15 protein-coding genes and 1 pseudogene are annotated in these 18112 nt (G+C 72.0%); 7 read left to right on the top strand and 9 right to left on the bottom strand.

Annotated features, from left to right (window positions below; all coding sequences use genetic code 11):
• Window positions 1-179: 179 nt before the first annotated feature.
• The gene (locus AB0M29_RS34545; RefSeq protein WP_365390136.1) at window positions 180-872 is read right to left on the bottom strand and encodes a metal-dependent transcriptional regulator; all 693 of its coding nucleotides are present in this window, start codon (window positions 870-872) and stop codon (window positions 180-182) included.
• 141 nt (window positions 873-1013) lie between these two features.
• On the opposite strand from AB0M29_RS34545, the gene AB0M29_RS34540 reads away from it, so the two are divergent.
• Window positions 1014-1775 (top strand): SIS domain-containing protein, encoded by a 762-nt coding sequence (locus AB0M29_RS34540; RefSeq protein WP_365390133.1) that lies wholly within the window; start codon window positions 1014-1016, stop codon window positions 1773-1775.
• Window positions 1776-1821: 46 nt separating this feature from the next.
• On the opposite strand, the gene AB0M29_RS34535 is transcribed toward AB0M29_RS34540, so the two are convergent.
• Both AB0M29_RS34535 and pdxH read right to left on the bottom strand, forming a co-directional pair.
• Complete coding sequence (locus AB0M29_RS34535) at window positions 1822-3126, bottom strand: PAS domain-containing protein (RefSeq protein WP_365390150.1); 1305 nt, start codon at window positions 3124-3126, stop codon at window positions 1822-1824.
• A 449-nt stretch (window positions 3127-3575) separates the two neighbouring features.
• A complete protein-coding gene (pdxH, locus tag AB0M29_RS34530; RefSeq protein WP_365390148.1) occupies window positions 3576-4211 on the bottom strand; it encodes a pyridoxamine 5'-phosphate oxidase in 636 nt (211 codons plus the stop codon).
• Between the two features lie 310 nt (window positions 4212-4521).
• On the opposite strand from pdxH, the gene AB0M29_RS34525 reads away from it, so the two are divergent.
• Window positions 4522-5622 carry a citrate synthase 2 gene (locus AB0M29_RS34525; protein ID WP_365390131.1) on the top strand — a complete coding sequence of 367 codons (1101 nt, stop codon included), beginning with the start codon at window positions 4522-4524 and terminating at the stop codon, window positions 5620-5622.
• 136 nt (window positions 5623-5758) lie between these two features.
• Here AB0M29_RS34525 and AB0M29_RS34520 read toward each other — a convergent pair whose 3' ends face one another.
• Complete coding sequence (locus AB0M29_RS34520; protein WP_365390129.1) at window positions 5759-8680, bottom strand: FAD-binding and (Fe-S)-binding domain-containing protein; 2922 nt, start codon at window positions 8678-8680, stop codon at window positions 5759-5761.
• Between the two features lie 133 nt (window positions 8681-8813).
• Between AB0M29_RS34520 and serC the strand changes: the two genes are divergently transcribed.
• Entirely contained in the window at window positions 8814-9932 is a 1119-nt protein-coding gene (serC, locus tag AB0M29_RS34515) for a phosphoserine transaminase (protein WP_365390127.1), read from the top strand.
• Window positions 9933-10055: 123 nt separating this feature from the next.
• Here the strand turns inward: serC and AB0M29_RS34510 are convergent, their stop codons facing one another.
• Complete coding sequence (locus AB0M29_RS34510) at window positions 10056-11078, bottom strand: hypothetical protein (RefSeq protein ID WP_365390124.1); 1023 nt, start codon at window positions 11076-11078, stop codon at window positions 10056-10058.
• Between the two features lie 47 nt (window positions 11079-11125).
• Between AB0M29_RS34510 and AB0M29_RS34505 the strand changes: the two genes are divergently transcribed.
• The 3 genes from AB0M29_RS34505 (at window position 11126) to AB0M29_RS34495 (ending at window position 13378) form a co-directional block, all read left to right on the top strand.
• Window positions 11126-11806 (top strand): GDSL-type esterase/lipase family protein, encoded by a 681-nt coding sequence (locus tag AB0M29_RS34505; RefSeq protein WP_365390122.1) that lies wholly within the window; start codon window positions 11126-11128, stop codon window positions 11804-11806.
• 58 nt (window positions 11807-11864) lie between these two features.
• Window positions 11865-12860 (top strand): aldo/keto reductase, encoded by a 996-nt coding sequence (locus AB0M29_RS34500; protein ID WP_365390120.1) that lies wholly within the window; start codon window positions 11865-11867, stop codon window positions 12858-12860.
• 62 nt (window positions 12861-12922) lie between these two features.
• Window positions 12923-13378: a GNAT family N-acetyltransferase gene (locus AB0M29_RS34495; RefSeq protein ID WP_365390146.1), complete on the top strand. Its 456-nt coding sequence runs from the start codon at window positions 12923-12925 to the stop codon at window positions 13376-13378.
• 126 nt (window positions 13379-13504) lie between these two features.
• Here the strand turns inward: AB0M29_RS34495 and thpR are convergent, their stop codons facing one another.
• From thpR to AB0M29_RS34480, 3 genes and pseudogenes are all read right to left on the bottom strand, one after another.
• Window positions 13505-14098: an RNA 2',3'-cyclic phosphodiesterase gene (gene thpR, locus AB0M29_RS34490; protein WP_365390118.1), complete on the bottom strand. Its 594-nt coding sequence runs from the start codon at window positions 14096-14098 to the stop codon at window positions 13505-13507.
• A gap of 212 nt (window positions 14099-14310) precedes the next feature.
• A pseudogene (locus tag AB0M29_RS34485) lies at window positions 14311-15630 on the bottom strand (MFS transporter); the annotation flags it as partial.
• Between the two features lie 125 nt (window positions 15631-15755).
• Complete coding sequence (locus AB0M29_RS34480; RefSeq protein WP_365390144.1) at window positions 15756-16133, bottom strand: MarR family transcriptional regulator; 378 nt, start codon at window positions 16131-16133, stop codon at window positions 15756-15758.
• Between the two features lie 245 nt (window positions 16134-16378).
• Here AB0M29_RS34480 and AB0M29_RS34475 point away from each other — a divergent pair, with 245 nt between their 5' ends.
• On the top strand, window positions 16379-16657 hold the full coding sequence (locus AB0M29_RS34475; RefSeq protein WP_365390115.1) for a hypothetical protein: 279 nt from the start codon (window positions 16379-16381) through the stop codon (window positions 16655-16657).
• Here the strand turns inward: AB0M29_RS34475 and AB0M29_RS34470 are convergent.
• Window positions 16627-18033 carry an NCS2 family permease gene (locus AB0M29_RS34470; protein WP_365390109.1) on the bottom strand — a complete coding sequence of 469 codons (1407 nt, stop codon included), beginning with the start codon at window positions 18031-18033 and terminating at the stop codon, window positions 16627-16629. The genes AB0M29_RS34475 and AB0M29_RS34470 overlap by 31 nt on opposite strands.
• Window positions 18034-18112: the final 79 nt, after the last annotated feature.

Here is an 18112-nt window from a genome sequence, read left to right as displayed (position 1 = left end):
ACGCCCCTGCACCCCCTGCCCCCCCCCCCCCCCCACCCCCACCCCCCCCCCCCCCCCCCCCCCCCCCCCCCCCCCCCCCGGCTAAGACAAACCCCCCCCCAACCCCCCCCCACCACCCAACCGGCGCCCCCCCCCACCCGCCCCCCGGGGCCCCCCGCCTCCACAGGGCAGGCGTCCGCCTACCGCTTGGCGACGAAGACGTGCGAGGCGATCTCGGCGTCCAGCTCCGCCGCCTCACCACCGCTGCCGACCAGCACACCGCCGGCCGACGCGGTCACACTCACCACCGCGCCCGGCTGCACACCGGCGCGCCGCAGCGTGTACATGACCTGGGCATCCGTCTGGATCGGCTCGCCGATCCTGCGCACCACGACGCTCGCCCCGGCGGAGCCGGGCTGCAGCTCGTTGAGGCTGACCATGCCGTCCTCCAGGAACGGGTCGGCCTCGCCCTTCTCGCCCAGCTCCTCGAGCCCGGGAATCGGGTTCCCGTACGGCGACTCGGTCGGGTGCCTGAGCAGCTCCAGCACCCGCCGCTCCACCGCCTCGCTCATCACGTGCTCCCAGCGGCACGCCTCGGCGTGCACCTGCTCCCACTCCAGGCCGATCACATCGACCAGCAGGCATTCGGCGATGCGGTGCTTGCGCATCACCCGGGTCGCCGTGCGGCGGCCCTCGTCGGTCAGTTCCAGATGCCGGTCGTTCGCGACGTGCAGCAGCCCGTCACGCTCCATCCGCGCCACCGTCTGGGAGACCGTCGGGCCGCTCTGGTCGAGCCGCTCGGCGATTCGGGCGCGCATGGGGACCACACCCTCCTCCTCCAACTCCAGGATGGTGCGGAGATACATCTCCGTCGTGTCGATCAGTCCGGACATGCGCGCCCCTCATTTGTTCGTGCGTGGCCCTGGACCAATTCTGACCCATCGCGCTGACAACGGTCCCCGGGCGGCGGCACCCGGCGCCGGGGCCGCCTCGATTCTTGACACCGGCCGCGCCCTGGCCCCACGGTGATCCGCATGAGTGAGCCTCGCGGGGACCTGGCGGACCGCTACTTCGACGCCGCGATCACCCTGCTTCGCCGGGTACGGGACGAGGAGGCCGCCTCGATCAAGGCCGCCGCCACCGCGATCGCCGACGCGGTCGCCGACGGCGGCCGGATCTTCGTCTTCGGCGCCGGGCACTCCTCACTGCCCGCCCAGGACGTGGTCTACCGCGCCGGCGGCCTCGCGCTGATGAACCTGCTGGTCGTGCCCGGCACGGTCGGTGTCGACGTGCTGCCCGCCACCCTCGGCAGCGCCCTGGAGCGGGTCGACGGCCTCGCGAGCGTCGTCCTGGAGACCAGCCCGGTCAGGCCCGGCGACGTGCTCTTCGTGATCTCGCTGTCCGGGCGCAACGCGCTGCCGGTGGAGATGGCGCAGAAGGCCCGCGCGCTCGGCCTCACCGTCATCGGCGTCACCTCTGTCGCGTACACCGAGAAGACCACGTCACGGCACTCCTCGGGCACCTTCCTCAAGGACCAGTGCGACATCATCCTGGACTCCAAGATCGCGGTCGGCGACGCGGAACTGACCGACGACGCGATCCCGGCACCCTTCGCGCCCGCCTCCACGGTCGTGATCAGCGCCCTGATGCAGGCCGTCGTCGCCACCGCCGCCACCGACCTCGCCGCCCGCGGCGTCACCCCGCCCATGCTCCGCTCGGGCAACGTGGACGGCGGCCACGACTGGAACGCGAAGGTCTTCGACGAGTACCGGGACCGGATCTTCTACCGCCACTGAGCGCCCGGCAGCGGTCCGCCGCTCCCGGTCCTGCCGCCGCCTCCTCTCAGCGGTCTCCCGTCAGCCCCGCCAGGTCGAGTGCCATCGCCACCCGCGCCGCGACGTCCTCCGCGTACGCCGCGTCCGCCCGGTCGAAGAGTCTGCGTCCCGAGCCCCGCAGAAAGGTGAGGGCGCCGACCGTACGTCCCCGGCTGCGCAGCACGGTGGCCAGGCCGTGCACCGTTCCCGGCGGCCAGCGTCTGGCCGCCGCCCATTCGTCGATCCGCGCGCGTGCCGCCGGTTCCTCGGCCGTCAGCGCGCCGAAGCTGGCCCGTACGGTCCCCATCCGCTCGACCGCCTGCAGCACGGGGTGGGCGAGCCCGTAGCCGACCGGGAAGGCGTTGCCCTCGACGGGCTGGCAGGGGCCGGGCTCCCCCGCGGGGGTCGCCGCGATCCGCACCAGCCGCCCGGCGTCGTCCGTGAGGTCCACCAGGGCGTGGTCGGCGAAACCGGCCAGCGCGAAGTCCAGTTGCAGTACCGCCGCCTCCAGCGCGCTCTCGCACTCCGCGGCGGCCCGGTCCGCGCGGTGCAGCTGCTGGTAGCGGAACCGCACCTGGGCGCCGTCCTTCTCGACCGTCTTCTGCCGGGTGACGTCCACGAACACCCAGCCGACACCCAGGGGCACCGGTTCCTCGCCGAGCGGTGACCCGAGCCGGACGAATCCGCTGCGCCAGCAGTAGCGCCCGCCGGTCTCGTCGCCGCGCACCCCGACCCACAGTTCGGTGGTGGCGGGCGGCGCGCCCTCGGCCAGCACGTGCTGGAGCATGCTTTCGAGTTCTTCGACACCCTGGGTGAGCAGATCGCCGAGCGGGCGGCCGAGCAGCGTGTCACGGCCGGTGCGCAGCAGGCGGGCGGCGTGCGCGTTGACCACCGCGGGCCGCAGGTCGGCGTCGATCAGCACCACGCCCCAGGACGCCTCCGTGAAGAGTGCCTCGCTCAGCGCGATCGACCGCTCCAGGTCGATCTGGGCGTGCACCTCGGAGAAGGCGCAGTAGACGCCGTTCGGCTGCCCGTCGGTGCCCTGCACCGCCGCCGACTGGGTGCGGACGAGCACCCGGCGGCCGTCCTTGGTCATCAGCGCGAATTCGTGCACCTGGCGGCCGGGCGCGTCCATGGCGCCGAGCAGGCGTTCCTCCGCCTCCCGCGCGTCGGCGGAGCGCGCGGCCCAGCCCGCGAATCCCTTGCGCCCGATCGCGTCCTCGGCACTCCAGCCGAGTATGCGGACCGCCTCCGTGTTCCAGTGCGTGATCACGCCGTCGCGGTCGAAGGCGCACAGGCCCGCCTCCATGCCGTCGAGCAGCGCGGCGAGCAGCTGCTCGTCACTCTCATGCCCCTCATGCGTCTCGCCAGGGGCATGACTCCCGTGGTCCCCCTCGGGGGTGCCACCACCGCCGCCGTCGTCATCGAGCGGCTTTGATTGCGCATCGAAAGGCTGCACGTCGCAACATTCAACTCCGGTGTGGGCTGCGTCACACGAGATTTGCGTAAATCAGTTGTGCGCTTCCCAGCCACTTCTTAGTGTTGCGGCACACACGAAGGGAGGTGGTTCGAAGCATGAGTTGCAGTCGGACACGTGAGGTGACTGCGGGCTAGCTCCGCGCACTTGGGCGTGCGCGAAGCGCGCCAATCCCACGCAGTTCACCCGACCCGCGGGCTCGTCGGACTTGTCCGGCCGGTGCTCGGAGCCTCGTCGCTCCGGGGAGCAGCCCGCGGGTCGTTCGCGTTCCCGCGGCGGCCCGCGATCCGGCCCTCAGCCCCGTTTCACGGCGCCAGGCGCTCGATTTCCCACGCGTCGCCCCCGCGTACGTAGCGCAGCCGGTCGTGCAGCCGGTTCTGCCGCCCCTGCCAGAACTCGACGGTGTGGGCCTCGACCCGGAAGCCGCCCCAGAACGGCGGCACGGGCACCTCCGTCCCCTCCGGCCAGCGCTCCTCCATCTCGGCGAAGCTCTCCTCCAGGACCCGGCGCGAGGCCACGACGGTCGACTGCGCGCTCGCCCACGCCCCCAACTGCGACCCATGGGGACGGGTGTGGAAGTACGCGGCGCTCTCCTCGCGCGTAACCCGCTCCGCCGTACCGCTGACGATCACCTGACGCGCGATCGCGTGCCAGGGGAAGAGCAGCGAGACCGCCGGGTTCGCGGTGAGCTGGCCGCCCTTTCCCGATCCATAATTGGTGAAGAAAACGAATCCCCGCTGGTCGTACCCCTTGAGCAGCACCGTGCGGGAGCTCGGCGCGCCCTTGGCGTCGGCCGTGGAGACGATCATCGCGTTCGGCTCGGCGAGCAGTCCGCCGTCCCTGGCGCGTACGGCGTCGGCGAACCAGCGTCCGAACTGCTCGTACGGCTGTGTCGCCAGCGCGGACTCGGCCAGGCCCGTCGCCTCGTAGCGCTCGCGCATCACGGACGGGTCGATCGGATCGGAGGGATCGCCTTGTAGTCGCACGGCCACATCTTGCAGGACGGCGCCCGCCGCCGTGCGGGCGCCGGACAGGCCCCGGGTACTGTGCCGCATCTCACCCTGCCCACGGGCTCCGGCAACGACCACAATTGGCTGATCCGGATGGAGCAGGGTGACGTCCCCGTGAGCGGGGCATGACCGGAGGGTCGGTCCGTCCGACCCCCGCGCCCGACGCCGCGATCACCGCCGGGACACCCAGCAGGCACTGCCGCACCACCGCACTGTCGACAATCTCAAGAGGAGCCGCCTCATGTCCGATTTCGTCCCCGGGCTCGAAGGAGTCATCGCGTTCGAAACGGAGATCGCCGAGCCGGACAAGGAAGGCGGATCGCTCCGCTACCGCGGTGTGGACATCGAGGATCTGGTCGGCCACGTGTCCTTCGGAAACGTGTGGGGCCTGCTGGTCGACGGCAAGTTCAACCCCGGTCTGCCGCCCGCCGAGCCGTTCCCGATCCCGGTGCACTCCGGCGACATCCGGGTCGACGTGCAGTCCGCGCTGGCCATGCTCGCCCCCGTGTGGGGCCTGAAGCCGCTGCTCGACATCGACGTGGAGGAGGCCCGCGACGACCTGGCGCGCGCCGCCGTGATGTCGCTGTCGTACGTGGCCCAGTCCGCGCGCGGCCAGGGGCTGCCCATGGTGCCGCAGAAGGAGATCGACAAGGCGCAGACCGTTGTCGAGCGCTTCATGATCCGCTGGCGCGGCGAGCCCGATCCCAAGCATGTCGCCGCCGTCGACGCGTACTGGACCTCCGCCGCCGAGCACGGCATGAACGCCTCGACCTTCACCGCCCGCGTCATCGCCTCCACCGGCGCGGACGTCGCCGCGGCGCTGTCCGGCGCCGTCGGCGCCATGTCGGGCCCGCTGCACGGCGGCGCGCCGTCCCGCGTCCTCGGCATGATCGAGGAGATCGAGCGCACCGGCGACGCCGAGGGTTACGTGAAGGCCGCCCTCGACAGGGGTGAGCGCCTGATGGGCTTCGGCCACCGGGTCTACCGCGCCGAGGACCCGCGTGCCCGCGTCCTGCGCCGCACCGCCCGCGAACTGGGCGCGCCCCGCTACGAGGTCGCCGAGGCCCTGGAGAAGGCCGCCCTCGCCGAGCTCCACGCCCGCCGCCCCGACCGCGTCCTCGCCACCAACGTCGAGTTCTGGGCCGCCATCATGCTCGACTTCGCCGAGGTCCCGGCCCACATGTTCACGTCCATGTTCACCTGCGCCCGCACCGCCGGCTGGTCCGCCCACATCCTCGAGCAGAAACGTACCGGCCGCCTCGTCCGCCCCTCCGCCCGCTACATCGGCCCCAGCCTCCGCGGCCCCCAGGACATCGAGGGCTACCCGGGCCTCAGCAACTAATCCGCTGCGCGGCGCAGCGGATTGACACGGCGCCGCGGGGAGGGCCGCGGGCGCGGCTTGCGCCCCCGGGGCCGGGCCCGGCGTGAAGAGCCGCCTCCACGAGGCTCCGGCCTCGGGCCGCGCCCGGTGTCGCGCTTTAGCGCCGCTCCCGCGGCAGCGCCTCCGCGAGGACTTCGGCCAGGTGGCGGGCTCTGGTGGTGGGGCTCAGGTGGGCGATCTGGGTGCGGCAGGAGAAGCCGTCGGCCAGGACGGCGGATTGGGGTGCTGCTGCCCGAAGTGCGGGCAGCAGCGCCTCTTCGGCGCAGGCGACGGAGACGTCGTAGTGGCCGGCTTCGAAGCCGAAGTTGCCCGCGAGGCCGCAGCAGCCGCCCGTCAGGTCGCCGGTGAGGCCGGCGCGGGCGCGCAGGCGGCGGTCGGCGGCGTCGCCGAGGACGGCGTGCTGGTGGCAGTGGGTCTGGCCGACGGCCGTACGGTCGAGCCGCGGCGGGGCCCAGCCGGGAGCGTGCTGCTCCAGGGCCTCGGCGAAGGTCAGGACGGACGCGGCGAGCCGGGCGGCTCGCGGCTCGGCGGGGCCGAGCAGTTCCGGAAGGTCCGCGCGGAGCGCCGCCGCGCAGCTCGGTTCGAGGACCACGACGGGCAGCCCGGCGTCGAGCACGGGCGCCAGCCGGTCGAGCGTGCGCCGCATGACCGCCTTGGCCCGGCCGAGTTGGCCGGTGGACACCCAGGTCAGGCCGCAGCAGACCGCTGCGGGCGGCGTCTCGACCCGCAGCCCCGCGGCTTCGAGCACCCGCACCGCGGCCTTCCCGACCTCGGGCGAGAGGTGGTTGGTGAAGGTGTCGGGCCACAGCACGACGGTCGCACCACCCACCCCATCAGCCCCACTGTCACCACAAACCTCAGCGCCCCCACCCCGGCCATCCCACCATCGAGTGAATGTCTCGGACGCCAGTTCGGGCAGGGGACGTTCGTCCGCGACGCCGCCGAAACGTTTCGCGAGCCAGGCCACCTGCCGGACCCTGCCGAGCGCGTTGAGCACCCCCGCGAAGGGCGCCGCGGCCCGCAGCCACAAGGGCAACCAGCCCATCGCGTAGTGCGCGCGCGGCCGCGGCCGCCGCCGGTAGTGATGGTGCAGGAACTCCGCCTTGTACGTGGCCATGTCCACCTCCACCGGGCAGTCGCTGCGGCAGCCCTTGCAGGAAAGGCACAGGTCAAGGGCGTCCCGCACCTCCGTCGAGCGCCAGCCGTCCGTGATCACCTCACCGGCGAGCATCTCGTGCAGCAGCCGCGCCCGGCCCCGGGTCGAGTGCCGCTCCTCGCCGGTGACCCGGAACGACGGGCACATCACCCCGCTGCCCCCACCGCTCCCACCGCCCTGACCAGCGGAAACGGCCGGTTTCGTACGGCACTTCGCGACCCCGACGCACCGGCTGACCGCGGTCGGGAAGTCGCCCTTGTCATCCGGATAGGTGAATTCGACGTCGACCGGACGGCCCGTCCGCGGGGGCAGCACGCCGAAGCGCAGGTTGCTATCAATGGCATCGGGACGCACGAGCATCCCCGGATTCATTCCGCCGTCGGGATCCCAGAGGTCCTTGAAACGTGAAAAGAGTGCGATCAACTCCGGGCCGTACATCCGCGGCAGCAGCTCAGCGCGCGCCTGCCCGTCGCCGTGCTCACCGGAGAGGGAGCCCCCGTGCGCGACGACCAGGTCGGCGGTGGCTTCCGAGAAGCGGCGGAAGCGGGCGACCCCGGCCGCTTCCCTGAGGTCGAAGTCGATACGGACATGGACGCATCCGTCGCCGAAGTGGCCGTAGGGCGCGCCGCGCAGCCCGTGCTCGGCCAGCAGCGCACGGAAGTCCCGCAGATACGCGCCCAGCCGGGCGGGAGGCACCGCGCAGTCCTCCCAGCCCGGCCACGCCTCGCTGCCGTCGGGCATCCGGGTGGCGGTCCCCGCGGCGTCCTCCCTGATCCGCCACAGGGCACGCTGCCCCGCGGGATCGGCCACGATCTCGTGCCCCGTGGCGCCGTCCGCCGCCCGGCACACCTCGCGGGCCCTGGCCAGCGCCTCGTCCGGGTCGTCCCCGCCGACCTCGACGAACAGCCAGGCACCGCCCCGGGGCAGCGAGCCGGCCGCCGCCCCGACCAGGTCGGCCGCCATCCCCTCCACCGTCAGGGGCCGCAGCGGCAGAAGAAGGTGTGCGGCGTCGGCGGCCGCGCTCTCGTCGGGGTAGCCGAGCACCGCGAGCGCCCGCGCGGCAGGCGCGGGCACCAGCCGTACGGTCGCCTCGGTCAGCACCCCGAGCGTGCCCTCGCTACCGGTGAAGGCCCGTGCCGCGTCCCGCCCGTGCTCGGGCAGCAGCCGGTCCAGGGCGTACCCGGAGATACGCCGCGGGAGCTGCGGGAAGCCGGTGCGCAGCAGGGCCAGATGCTCGTCGGCCAAGGCCGACATGCCGTCCCGCAGGCGGCAGGCGGGACCCGGCATCGGGGCTTCCGGGCCATGGGTCCCGGTGACAGCGCTGTCCAGGCAGATGTGTTCGCCGCGGTAGGTGAGCACGTCCAGCGCTCGTACGTTGTCGGCGGTCGTTCCCCAGGCCACCGAGTGCGAGCCGCAGGCGTTGTTGCCGATCATGCCGCCGAGGGTGCAGCGGCTGTGCGTCGAGGGGTCGGGGCCGAAGGTGAGGCCGTGGACGGCGGCGGCGCTCCGCAGGTCGTCGAGGACCACCCCCGGCTGGACGCGGGCGGTGCGGGCGTCCGCGTCGAGGTCGACGATGTGGTTCATGTGCCGGGTGAAGTCCAGCACCAGCCCGGTGCCGGTGGCCTGACCCGCGATGGACGTCCCCCCGCCGCGGGGCACCACCGGCACGCCGTGCTCCCGGCACACGGCCAGCGCCGCCGCCACGTCCCGCGCGTCCCGGGGCGCCACCACGCCCAGCGGCACCCGGCGGTAGTTCGAGGCGTCCATGGTCATCAGGGCGCGCGCACCCGCGTCGCACGCGACCTCGCCGCGCACCGCGCCGCGCAACGCCCGCTCCAGGTCCTTCGTGAGACCAGCCGTCATACGCCCAGCTTGCCCGCTCGCCGCGCGGGGACGCCGCTCCGGGCGCGCACCGCCGCGCCGCCGCACCTGAGACCGCCGTCTCATCGGCTGGAACACTCACGGAAACAGGTCCGTTACGGGCTACGCTGCGCTCGTGGCTGACATCCAGATTCCCGCTGACATCAAGCCCGCCGACGGACGGTTCGGCGCGGGCCCCTCCAAGGTCCGGACGGAGGCGCTCGACGCGCTCGCCGCCACCGGGACGTCCCTGCTCGGCACCTCCCACCGGCAGGCGCCGGTGAAGAACCTCGTCGGTCAGGTCCGCGAGGGGGTCAGGCAGCTCTTCTCGCTGCCCGACGGCTACGAGGTCATCCTCGGCAACGGTGGGTCCACCGCGTTCTGGGACATCGCCACGCACGGTCTGATCACCAACAAGTCCCAGCACCTGTCCTTCGGCGAGTTCTCGTCGAAGTTCGCCAAGGCGGCTCAGCTGGCGCCGTGGCTGGCGGAGCCGACGATCGTGAAGTCGGAGCCGGGCACCCACCCCGAGCCGGTCGCGGAGGAGGGTGTGGACGTCTACGCCTTCACCCACAACGAGACCTCGACCGGTGTCGCCGCGCCGCTGCGCCGGGTCGCGGGCGCGGACGACGGCGCCCTGGTGCTGGTGGACGCCACCTCGGGCGCGGGCGGCCTGCCGGTCGACATCGCCGAGACGGACGTCTACTACTTCGCGCCGCAGAAGAACTTCGCGGCCGACGGCGGCCTGTGGGTCGCCGCGTTCTCCCCCGCCGCCCTGGAGCGGGCCGCGGCCATCGCCGCCTCCGGCCGCCACATCCCGGCCTTCTTCGACCTGCCGACGGCGATCGACAACTCGCTGAAGAACCAGACGTACAACACCCCGGCGCTGGCCACCCTCTTCCTGCTCAAGGAGCAGCTGGAGTGGATCAACGGCGAGGGCGGCCTCGACTGGGCGGTCAAGCGGACCGCCGACTCGTCCTCGCGGCTGTATGGCTGGGCGGAGAAGTCCTCGGTCGCGACGCCGTTCGTCACCGACCCGGCGCAGCGCTCCCAGGTCATCGGCACCATCGACTTCGCGGACGGCATCGACGCCGCCGCGATCGCGAAGGCGCTGCGCGCCAACGGCATCGTGGACACCGAGCCGTACCGCAAGCTGGGCCGCAACCAGCTCCGGGTCGCGATGTTCACCGCGGTCGACCCGGCGGACGTCGAGGCGCTGACCGCCTGCATCGACTACGTCATCGAGCACCTCTGACCGCTGCCCCACCCGCACGGTCACGCGCGACCCCGGCCCGCCAGGACGACGGCGGCCGGGGTCGCGCCACCTCCGCCCGCACATCGCGCTGACGGGCCCCACGAGGCCGCTTCCGCCCCCGCGTCAGTCCTTCCTGCCCCGCAGCAGCTTGCGCAGGCTCACACCCGCGGCGCCGATGACGGCGAGCACCGCGATACCGACCACCTTGTCGCTGCCGGTGGAGTGCGTCGTCTTCGTGGCACCCTCCGCGGGTCCGCCGGTGCCGCCCGAGGCGCCGCGCGCGCCGGACGAGCCGGTCCCTGCCACGTTGTCCGGCAGTTCGGCGCCGCTGAGCGTCTCCCGCCACACCTTGCTGTCGTTGCCCTCGCTGCTGTACATCAGCGCCTTGCCGTCCCGGGTGAAGGTGACGCCCTCGCCCTGCGGCTGCATGGGCAGATCGAGTTCGTCGATCTTCTGCGGGGCGCCCTTGACCCAGCGGTAGTCGATCGCCCAGAAGTAGCCGCGCAGTACCAGTCGGCTGCCGTCGGGCGAGAAGGCGCCGTCGGTGACCCAGGGGACGTCGGCGATCCGGCGGAAGACGTTGACGCCGTGGCTGCTCAGCTTGGCGGGGCCCTCGTAGAGACCGCCGCCGTCCTCGTTCTTGCTGGCGATGTAGACCCGGCCGGTCTTGGGGTGCACCATCAGCGCCTCGGCGTTGCGCGGGCCGCCGTCGTACTTGACGGTGAATCGGGTCACGTCGACCGTGCGGTCAGCGAGCTGTTTGGGCTCGGGGAAGCGGTAGATCCACACCTCGGGCCAGGAGCCGCCGAGGTTGTCGCCGATGTCCGCCACATAGAGGTCGCCGTCGGGGCCGAGGGAGATCGCCTCCACGTCCCGGGCGTGGATGCCGCGCATGGTGACCTTCGCGAGGGTCTTGCCGGTCGCGGAGTCGACGGCGTAGACGTACGGGCCGTCACCGCTGTCGTTGTGCGTCCAGTACACGCCCGGGTGAAGGCGGCTGGCGGCCAGTCCGCTCGACTCGGTGATCCTCGGGTCGCTCATGGTGAAGGCGACGGAGGGGCCGTTGTCGGCGACAGCGGGCACGGAGGCGCCCCAGGCCAGAGCGAGGGCGGCGCAGGCGGCGGCGGTCGGCAGGTACAGACGCATGCACCCCAGTGTCCCTGGTCGCCCGGCGGTCGGAGATGATGCCCCGCATGCGTTACCTCTTCGTCGGCGATTCCATGACGGTTGGCGCCGCGGGCGACTACACCTGGCGCTACCGCATGTGGCAGCACCTGTGCGGGCTCGGCGAGCCGTTCGCCGTGGTGGGCCCGCGTACGGCGCTCTACGACAAGGCGCTCGACGACGCGGTCTCGTCCGACTACGCCGATCCGGGATTTCCCCTGAGTGCCCGCCGCCATCTGGCGGGGTGGGGGGAGGGCTGGCAGCACATGGTGCCGCTGATCGGGGACGCCGTGCGCGAGCACCGCCCCGATGTGCTGCTGATATCGCTCGGCCTGATCGACCTGGGCTTCTACACCGACGCCGGGCAGACGGCGGAGAACGTGGAGCGGTTCATCGCCACCGCCCGCGCGGCCTCCCCCGGGCTGCGGATGGTGTTGCTGCCGGTCATCCCCAACACCCGCGCCGACCTCGACCCGGACTTCGCCGGCCAGTGCACGGAGCTGAACACCCGGATGGCCAAGACCGTCGCCGAGTACGACTCCCCCGCCTCGCCGCTGCTGCTCGCCTCCCGGCCGGACGGCTACGACATCCTGCTCGACACGTACGACGGCACCCACCCCAACGCCTCGGGCGAGCACAAACTCGCGGCGGCGTTCGCGGACGCGATGTACGAGGCGTGGGGCATCGGCGCGCGGTACACCGGGATCTGACGCCGCCTTCCGGTTGGCCCTTGATTCGAGCGCACTCCAAGAGCTTGGCTTGGCTGTCATGGAGTACACACAGCTCGGACGTACCGGCCTCAAGGTCAGCCGCCTGGTCCTGGGGACGATGAACTTCGGTCCGCAGACCGACGAGGCGGACAGCCACTCGATCATGGACGCGGCGCTGGCCGCGGGAGTCAACTACTTCGACACCGCCAACGTCTACGGCTGGGGCGAGAACAAGGGCCGCACCGAGGAGATCATCGGCAGCTGGTTCGCCAAGGGCGGCGACCGGCGCGACAAGACGGTGCTGGCCACCAAGGTCTACGGCAACATGGGCGCCGGGGACGACGTCTGGCCCAACCACGACAAGCTCAGCGCGCTCAACATCCGGCGCGCGGTGGACGCCAGCCTCCGGCGGCTGGGCACGGACTACATCGACGTCTACCAGTTCCACCACGTCGACCGGTCCGCCCCCTGGGACGAGATCTGGCAGGCGATCGACGTCCTGGTCCAGCAGGGCAAGATCCTCTACGCGGGCTCCAGCAACTTCGCGGGCTGGCACATCGCCCGCGCCAACGAGGCGGCGGCCCGCCGCGGCTCGCTCGGTCTGATCACCGAGCAGTGCCTGTACAACCTGGTGGAGCGGCGCGCCGAGATGGAGGTCATCCCGGCGGCGCAGGAGTACGGCCTCGGGGTGATCCCGTGGTCGCCGCTGCACGGCGGTCTGCTCGGCGGGGCGCTGCGCAAGCAGCGTGAGGGCGGCGCCTCGCGCTCGGCGGGCGGGCGCGCCGCGGACGGCCTCAAGTCGCAGGAGCAGCGCGACCAGATCCAGGCGTACGAGGACCTGTGCGACAAGCACGGGCTGCAGCCCGGTGACGTGGGCCTGGCCTGGCTGCTGACCCGTCCCGGGGTGACCGGTCCGATCGTCGGCCCGCGCACCCTCGACCAGCTCGACTCGGCGCTGCGGGCGGTGGAGCTGGAGCTGTCGGCGGAGTTCCTGGCGGCGCTGGACGAGATCTTCCCGGGCCCGGGGCCGTCCCCCGAGGCGTTCGCCTGGTGACCGACGAACGGAAGGTCACCATCCGGCAGGGCGGCGAGGACGACCTCGCGGCCACGATGGCGATGTTCGACAGCGCGGTGAACTGGCTGGTCGCCAACGGCCGCAGCGCCCAGTGGGGCACCGTCCCCTGGTCGCAGCGGCCGGAGGTGGTCACCAAGATCGGGCGGATGATGCGGCTCGGCACGCCGTGGATCGCCGAGGTCGACGGGGAGGCGGCCGGCACCCTCACCCTGTCGACGACCCCGCTGTCGGACTACGTCGAGGCCGCGGACGAGCCGGAGGTGTACATCCACCTCCTGGTGATCGACCGCCGCTTCTCGGGCCTCGGGGTGGGCAGCACGCTGCTGGCGCACGCCGTCGACGAGGCGCGGCGGCTCGGGGTGGGGCTGCTGCGGGTCGACTGCTACGCCGGGAGCGAGGGCAAGCTGGTGGACTACTACCGGCGCAACGGCTTCACACCGGTGTCGACCTTCACCGTCGGGGACTGGCCGGGGCAGCTGCTGGCCCAGCGGGTCTGAGGTGCGCCGCCGCGGTTCAGCGGACCGCGGCGGCGACGATCACCACCACGAGCATCAGCACGAAGGCGGCGGTCATCACACGGGTACGGGTCTTGGGGTCCACACCCCGAGGTTAACCGGCCGCCGTCACCCCTTCGGCGGGTGGGCCGCCGCACCGCCCAGCGGCCAGGCGGCGACGGTCTCGTAGTGCGGCTGCTCGCCGGGGACGCCGGAGCGCGGCAGGGCGCTGCTGACGAGGCAGAGGGTGTCGGCGGTCCACGGGGAGCCGTGGAAGGCGGCGAGGGCGTCGGCGAAGGGCCGCAGCCGGACGGCGGAGCCGCGCTGGGTACGGGCCAGCGTCAGATGTGCGCGGAAGGCGTGCTCCTCGTCGGAGGGCGCACCGGCCCGGCGGGCGGCGGCCCGTACCGAGTCGGCCAGCGTGCGGAGCCCGGTGAGGTCGCCCTCGGCACCGGTCCACAGCGCGCGGTCGCCGAACCGCCCGGCGCCCGAGAGCCGCAGCTCGTACGGTCCGTGGCGGTGGGCGGCGCGGGCGAGGCGTTCGTCGAGTTCGGGGCGGATCTCGTCGGCGACCTCACCGAGGAAGGCGAGGGTGAAGTGCCAGCCCTCGGGATGCGTCCAGCGCAGCTCCTCCGCGCCGGGCAGGCGGCGTGCCGGGGCGAGGGCGTCGGCCAGCTCCCCGGCCGCACGATCGGGCGGCAGCAGGGCCACGAAGAGCCTCATACCGCCGTCCTCACCCGCCGCGCCGCGTCCCCGTCACCCGGTACGCCGTCCCCGGCCACGCCGTCGCCGGAGACCCGGTCATCGACCACACGGTCCCCGGGCACCCCGTCACCGGACGCCCGGTCATCGACCACACGGTCCCCGGCCACGCCGTCCTCCTGCCCGTCGTCGTCACCCGGGGCCGGGGCGGCGGAAGTGTCGCGGGGGGACGTCTGGCGCGGGACGAAGGAGATCAGCGGCCGGTCCTTGCGGCGACTCATGGTGACCTGGAGCCGCAGACCGCCCGTCCTGGCCAGCACCAGGCCGACGGTGGCGGCGGCGGCCGCGGAGATGAGACCGCCGGACATGAGCCCGACGCGGGCCCCGTAGGTGTCGGTGACCCAGCCCATGACCGGGCCGCCGATCGGGGTGCCGCCGACGAACACCATCATGTAGAGGCTCATCACCCGGCCGCGCATGACGGGGTCGGTGGCGAGCTGCACGGTGGCGTTGGCGGTGGTGTTGAAGGTCAGCCCGAAGATGCCGATCGGCACCAGCAGGACGGCGAAGATCCAGAAGTCCGGGGACATGGCGGCAGTGGCCTCCAGCAGCCCGAAGCCCAGGGCGCCGGCGACCAGCACACGCAGCCGGGTGCGGCTGCGGCGGGCGGCGAGCAGGGCGCCGAGCAGGGAGCCGGCCGCCATCAGGGAGTTGAGCAGGCCGTAGGTGCCGGCGCCGCTGTGGAACTCCTTGTTGACGAAGGCGGAGACCCAGATCGGGAAGTTGAAGCCGAAGGTGCCGATGAAGCCGACCAGCACGATCGGCCAGATCAGTTCCGGCTTGCCCGCGACGTAGTGCAGGCCCTCGCGGAGCTGGCCCTTGCCGCGGCGGGGCGCGCGCTCGATCTTGTGCAGCTCGGCGGTGCGCATCAGCAGCAGGCCGGTGAGCGGCGCGAGGAAGGACAGGCCGTTGATCAGGAAGGCCCAGCCGCTGCCCACGGCGGTGATCAGCACACCGGCGACGGCGGGGCCGACGAGGCGGGCGGCCTGGAAGTTGGCGGCGTTGAGGGAGACGGCGTTGCGCATGACGGAGGGGCCGACCATCTCGACGACGAAGGTCTGCCGGGTGGGGTTGTCGACGACGGTGACCATGCCGAGCAGGAAGGCGATCGCGTAGACGTGCCAGACCTGGACGACGCCGCTGAGGGTGAGGGCGGCCAGCAGCAGCCCGAGCAGGCCGAGCATGGCCTGGGTGAAGAGCAGGATCTGCCGCTTGGGGTAGCGGTCGGCTATGACGCCGCCGTAGAGGCCGAACAGCAGCATCGGCAGGAACTGCAGGGCGGTGGTGATGCCCACCGCGAAGGAGGAGCCGGTGATGCTGAGCACCAGCCAGTCCTGGGCGATCCGCGACATCCAGGTGCCGGTGTTGGACACGACGGCGCCGGTCGCGAAGAGCCGGTAGTTGCGGATCCGGAGGGCACCGAAAGTGCCGGTCCTCCGTTCCGCGGGACGGTCAGGTTCGGTTGCGGCTTCTGGTCCGGCTGCCGAACTCAATCGGTTCTCGCCTCCCCTTCATCGATGGCGTCGGGCGTCGGTCGGCGTCCACGCGGTGCGGTGGTCGTGCACGGCCGCGCGACAGTGGTGCGCGGCGGTGCGGTGGTCGTTCACGCCAGTGCGGTTCACAGGTGAGCGAGCTTCTCGAGGACGGGGGCGGCCTGGCGCAGGATGGCCCGCTCGTCGTCGCTGAGGCCCTCGGTGAGCTGGGCCAGCCAGGCGTTCCGCTTGGTGCGGCTCTCGGCGAGCATCGCCTCGGCCTGCTCGGTGCGGCTCACCACGACCTGGCGCCGGTCCTCGGGGTGCGGTTCCCTGCGGACCAGCCCCTTGGCCTCCAGCATCGCCACGATGCGGGTCATCGACGGCGGCTGCACATGCTCCTTGCGGGCCAGCTCCCCCGGGGTCGCCGAGCCGCAGCGGGCCAGCGTGCCCAGCACCGACATCTCGGTCGGGCTGAGCGTCTCGTCGACGCGCTGGTGGCGCAGCCGCCGTGACAGTCGCATCACGGCGCCTCGCAGCGAGTTCACTGCGGCGCGGTCGTCCTCGGACAGTTCGGTCACGCTGTCCAAGCTATCTCATTACTTAGTCTAAGTAAACCTGAGAGGTGCCCCACAACTCCCCCCGCGCCCCGGCCGCCCCAGACCCCTCGTGCGCGTATTACACCTGCTTGGCCGAGACCTCACCCGTTTGGGTGAGATGTCCACCGAAAGTGACGCGCGGGGCCGCCCGCGGCGGGGACCGTGGGGCCATGGCATCGAGAGTGCTCAGCCTCCGCATAGACGGAGATCTGTGGGACCGGATTCGCGAGCATGCCGCCAAGCGCGGGATGAGCGCCCAGGACTATGTGGTCAGTACGCTCGTCCGCGACGATTTCGACGAACGCTTCCAGACCGCGGTCGACGAGACCGCGCGCTTCTACGGGCAGGACGGCTGCACCCAGGCCCCGCAGAGCGCCCAGAGCACGCAGAGCCGGGCCCCGCACTGCCCCCAGAGCCCTCAGAGCAGGCCGAGCGCGGGCATCAGGTAGTAGAAGCCGAAGATCGCGGACACCGCGTACAGCGCCACCGGCACCTCGCGGCCCCGGCCCGCGGCGAGCCGCAGCACGCAGAAGGCCAGGAAGCCGATGCCGATGCCGTTGGTGATCGAGTAGGTGAACGGCATCAGCACCATGGTCAGGAAGGCCGGGGCGGCGATCGTGAAGTCGCTCCAGTCGATGTCCCGCACCGAGCCCGCCAGGATGAGGAAGCCGACCGCCACCAGCGCCGGGGTGGCCGCCTGGGCGGGCACCATCGTGGCCAGCGGCGTGAAGAACAGCGCGAGCACGAACATCAGGCCGGTGACGATGCTCGCCAGACCGGTTCTGGCACCCTCGCCGACGCCGGCGGTGGACTCCACGAAGCAGGTGTTGGCCGACGAGGAGGTGGCGCCGCCGAGCGCGGTGGCGACACCGTCCATCATCAGCACCTTGTTGATACCGGGCAGGTCGCCCTTGTCGTCCAGCAGGTGCGCCTCGTCCGCGACGCCGAGGATGGTGCCCATCGCGTCGAAGAAGCAGGACAGCAGCACGGTGAAGACGAAGAGCACCCCGGTGAGGTAGCCCACCTGGTGGAAGCCGCCGAAGAGGCTGACCTTGCCGATCAGGCCGAAGTCCGGGCTGGCCACCGGGTTGTGCGGCAGCTTGGGCACGGTGAGGCCCCACTGGGCGGCCGGGATGTCGACGGTGGCGTCCAGGATCAGCGCGAGCACGGTCATCGCGACGATGGAGATCAGGATCGCGCCGGAGACCTTGCGGATGATCAGCGCCAGGGTGAGCAGGGTGCCGATGATGAAGACGAGTACGGGCCAGCCCCTGAGGTGGCCGTCGGCGCCGAGTTCCAGCGGCACCGTGGTGTGGGCGAGGTCCGGCACCCGGCTGACGAAGCCCGAGTCCACCAGCCCGATGAGCATGATGAACAGGCCGATACCGATGGCGATGCCCTTGCGCAGGCCCAGCGGCACCGCGCTCATCACCCGCTCCCGCAGCCCGGTGGCGACCAGGATCATGATCGCGAACCCGGCGAGCACCACCATGCCCATCGCGTCCGGCCAGCTCATCCGGGGCGCGAGCTGGAGGGCGACCACCGTGTTCACGCCGAGGCCCGCGGCCAGCGCGATCGGCACATTGCCGATGACGCCCATCAGCAAAGTGGTGAGGGCGGCGGTGAGGACGGTGGCGGTGACGAGCTGCGCACTGTCGAGGTGGTGGCCGAACTTGTCCACGCCGGAGCCGAGGATGATCGGGTTGAGCACGATGATGTAGGCCATCGCGAAGAAGGTGGCGAGGCCGCCGCGGATCTCGCGGGAGACCGACGACCCGCGTGCGGAGATCCGGAAGTAGCGGTCAAGGCCGGTGGCGGGCGGCATGCGGGTCCTCAAGGTGCTCAGCTTTAGGTGATCGTACGAATGTTTCCAGCCAGTAGATGGCCGCTTCAGTATGAATAAC

The organism is Streptomyces sp. NPDC051976 (assembly GCF_040680795.1).
Classification (GTDB): domain Bacteria; phylum Actinomycetota; class Actinomycetes; order Streptomycetales; family Streptomycetaceae; genus Actinacidiphila.
This window is presented reverse-complemented; position numbering and strand designations above follow the sequence as displayed.

Coding starts and splice junctions, on each gene's coding strand:
- AB0M29_RS34545 (WP_365390136.1), bottom strand. CDS start 872: ATGTCCGGACTGATCGACACGACGGAGATGTATCTCCGCACCATCCTG.
- AB0M29_RS34480 (WP_365390144.1), bottom strand. CDS start 16,133: ATGCGACTGTCACGGCGGCTGCGCCACCAGCGCGTCGACGAGACGCTC.
- AB0M29_RS34495 (WP_365390146.1), top strand. CDS start 12,923: ATGTTCGACAGCGCGGTGAACTGGCTGGTCGCCAACGGCCGCAGCGCC.
- AB0M29_RS34510 (WP_365390124.1), bottom strand. CDS start 11,078: ATGCGTCTGTACCTGCCGACCGCCGCCGCCTGCGCCGCCCTCGCTCTG.
- AB0M29_RS34525 (WP_365390131.1), top strand. CDS start 4,522: ATGTCCGATTTCGTCCCCGGGCTCGAAGGAGTCATCGCGTTCGAAACG.
- AB0M29_RS34540 (WP_365390133.1), top strand. CDS start 1,014: ATGAGTGAGCCTCGCGGGGACCTGGCGGACCGCTACTTCGACGCCGCG.
- AB0M29_RS34505 (WP_365390122.1), top strand. CDS start 11,126: ATGCGTTACCTCTTCGTCGGCGATTCCATGACGGTTGGCGCCGCGGGC.
- AB0M29_RS34475 (WP_365390115.1), top strand. CDS start 16,379: ATGGCATCGAGAGTGCTCAGCCTCCGCATAGACGGAGATCTGTGGGAC.
- AB0M29_RS34470 (WP_365390109.1), bottom strand. CDS start 18,033: ATGCCGCCCGCCACCGGCCTTGACCGCTACTTCCGGATCTCCGCACGC.
- AB0M29_RS34500 (WP_365390120.1), top strand. CDS start 11,865: ATGGAGTACACACAGCTCGGACGTACCGGCCTCAAGGTCAGCCGCCTG.
- AB0M29_RS34520 (WP_365390129.1), bottom strand. CDS start 8,680: ATGACGGCTGGTCTCACGAAGGACCTGGAGCGGGCGTTGCGCGGCGCG.
- thpR (WP_365390118.1), bottom strand. CDS start 14,098: ATGAGGCTCTTCGTGGCCCTGCTGCCGCCCGATCGTGCGGCCGGGGAG.
- pdxH (WP_365390148.1), bottom strand. CDS start 4,211: ATGCGCGAGCGCTACGAGGCGACGGGCCTGGCCGAGTCCGCGCTGGCG.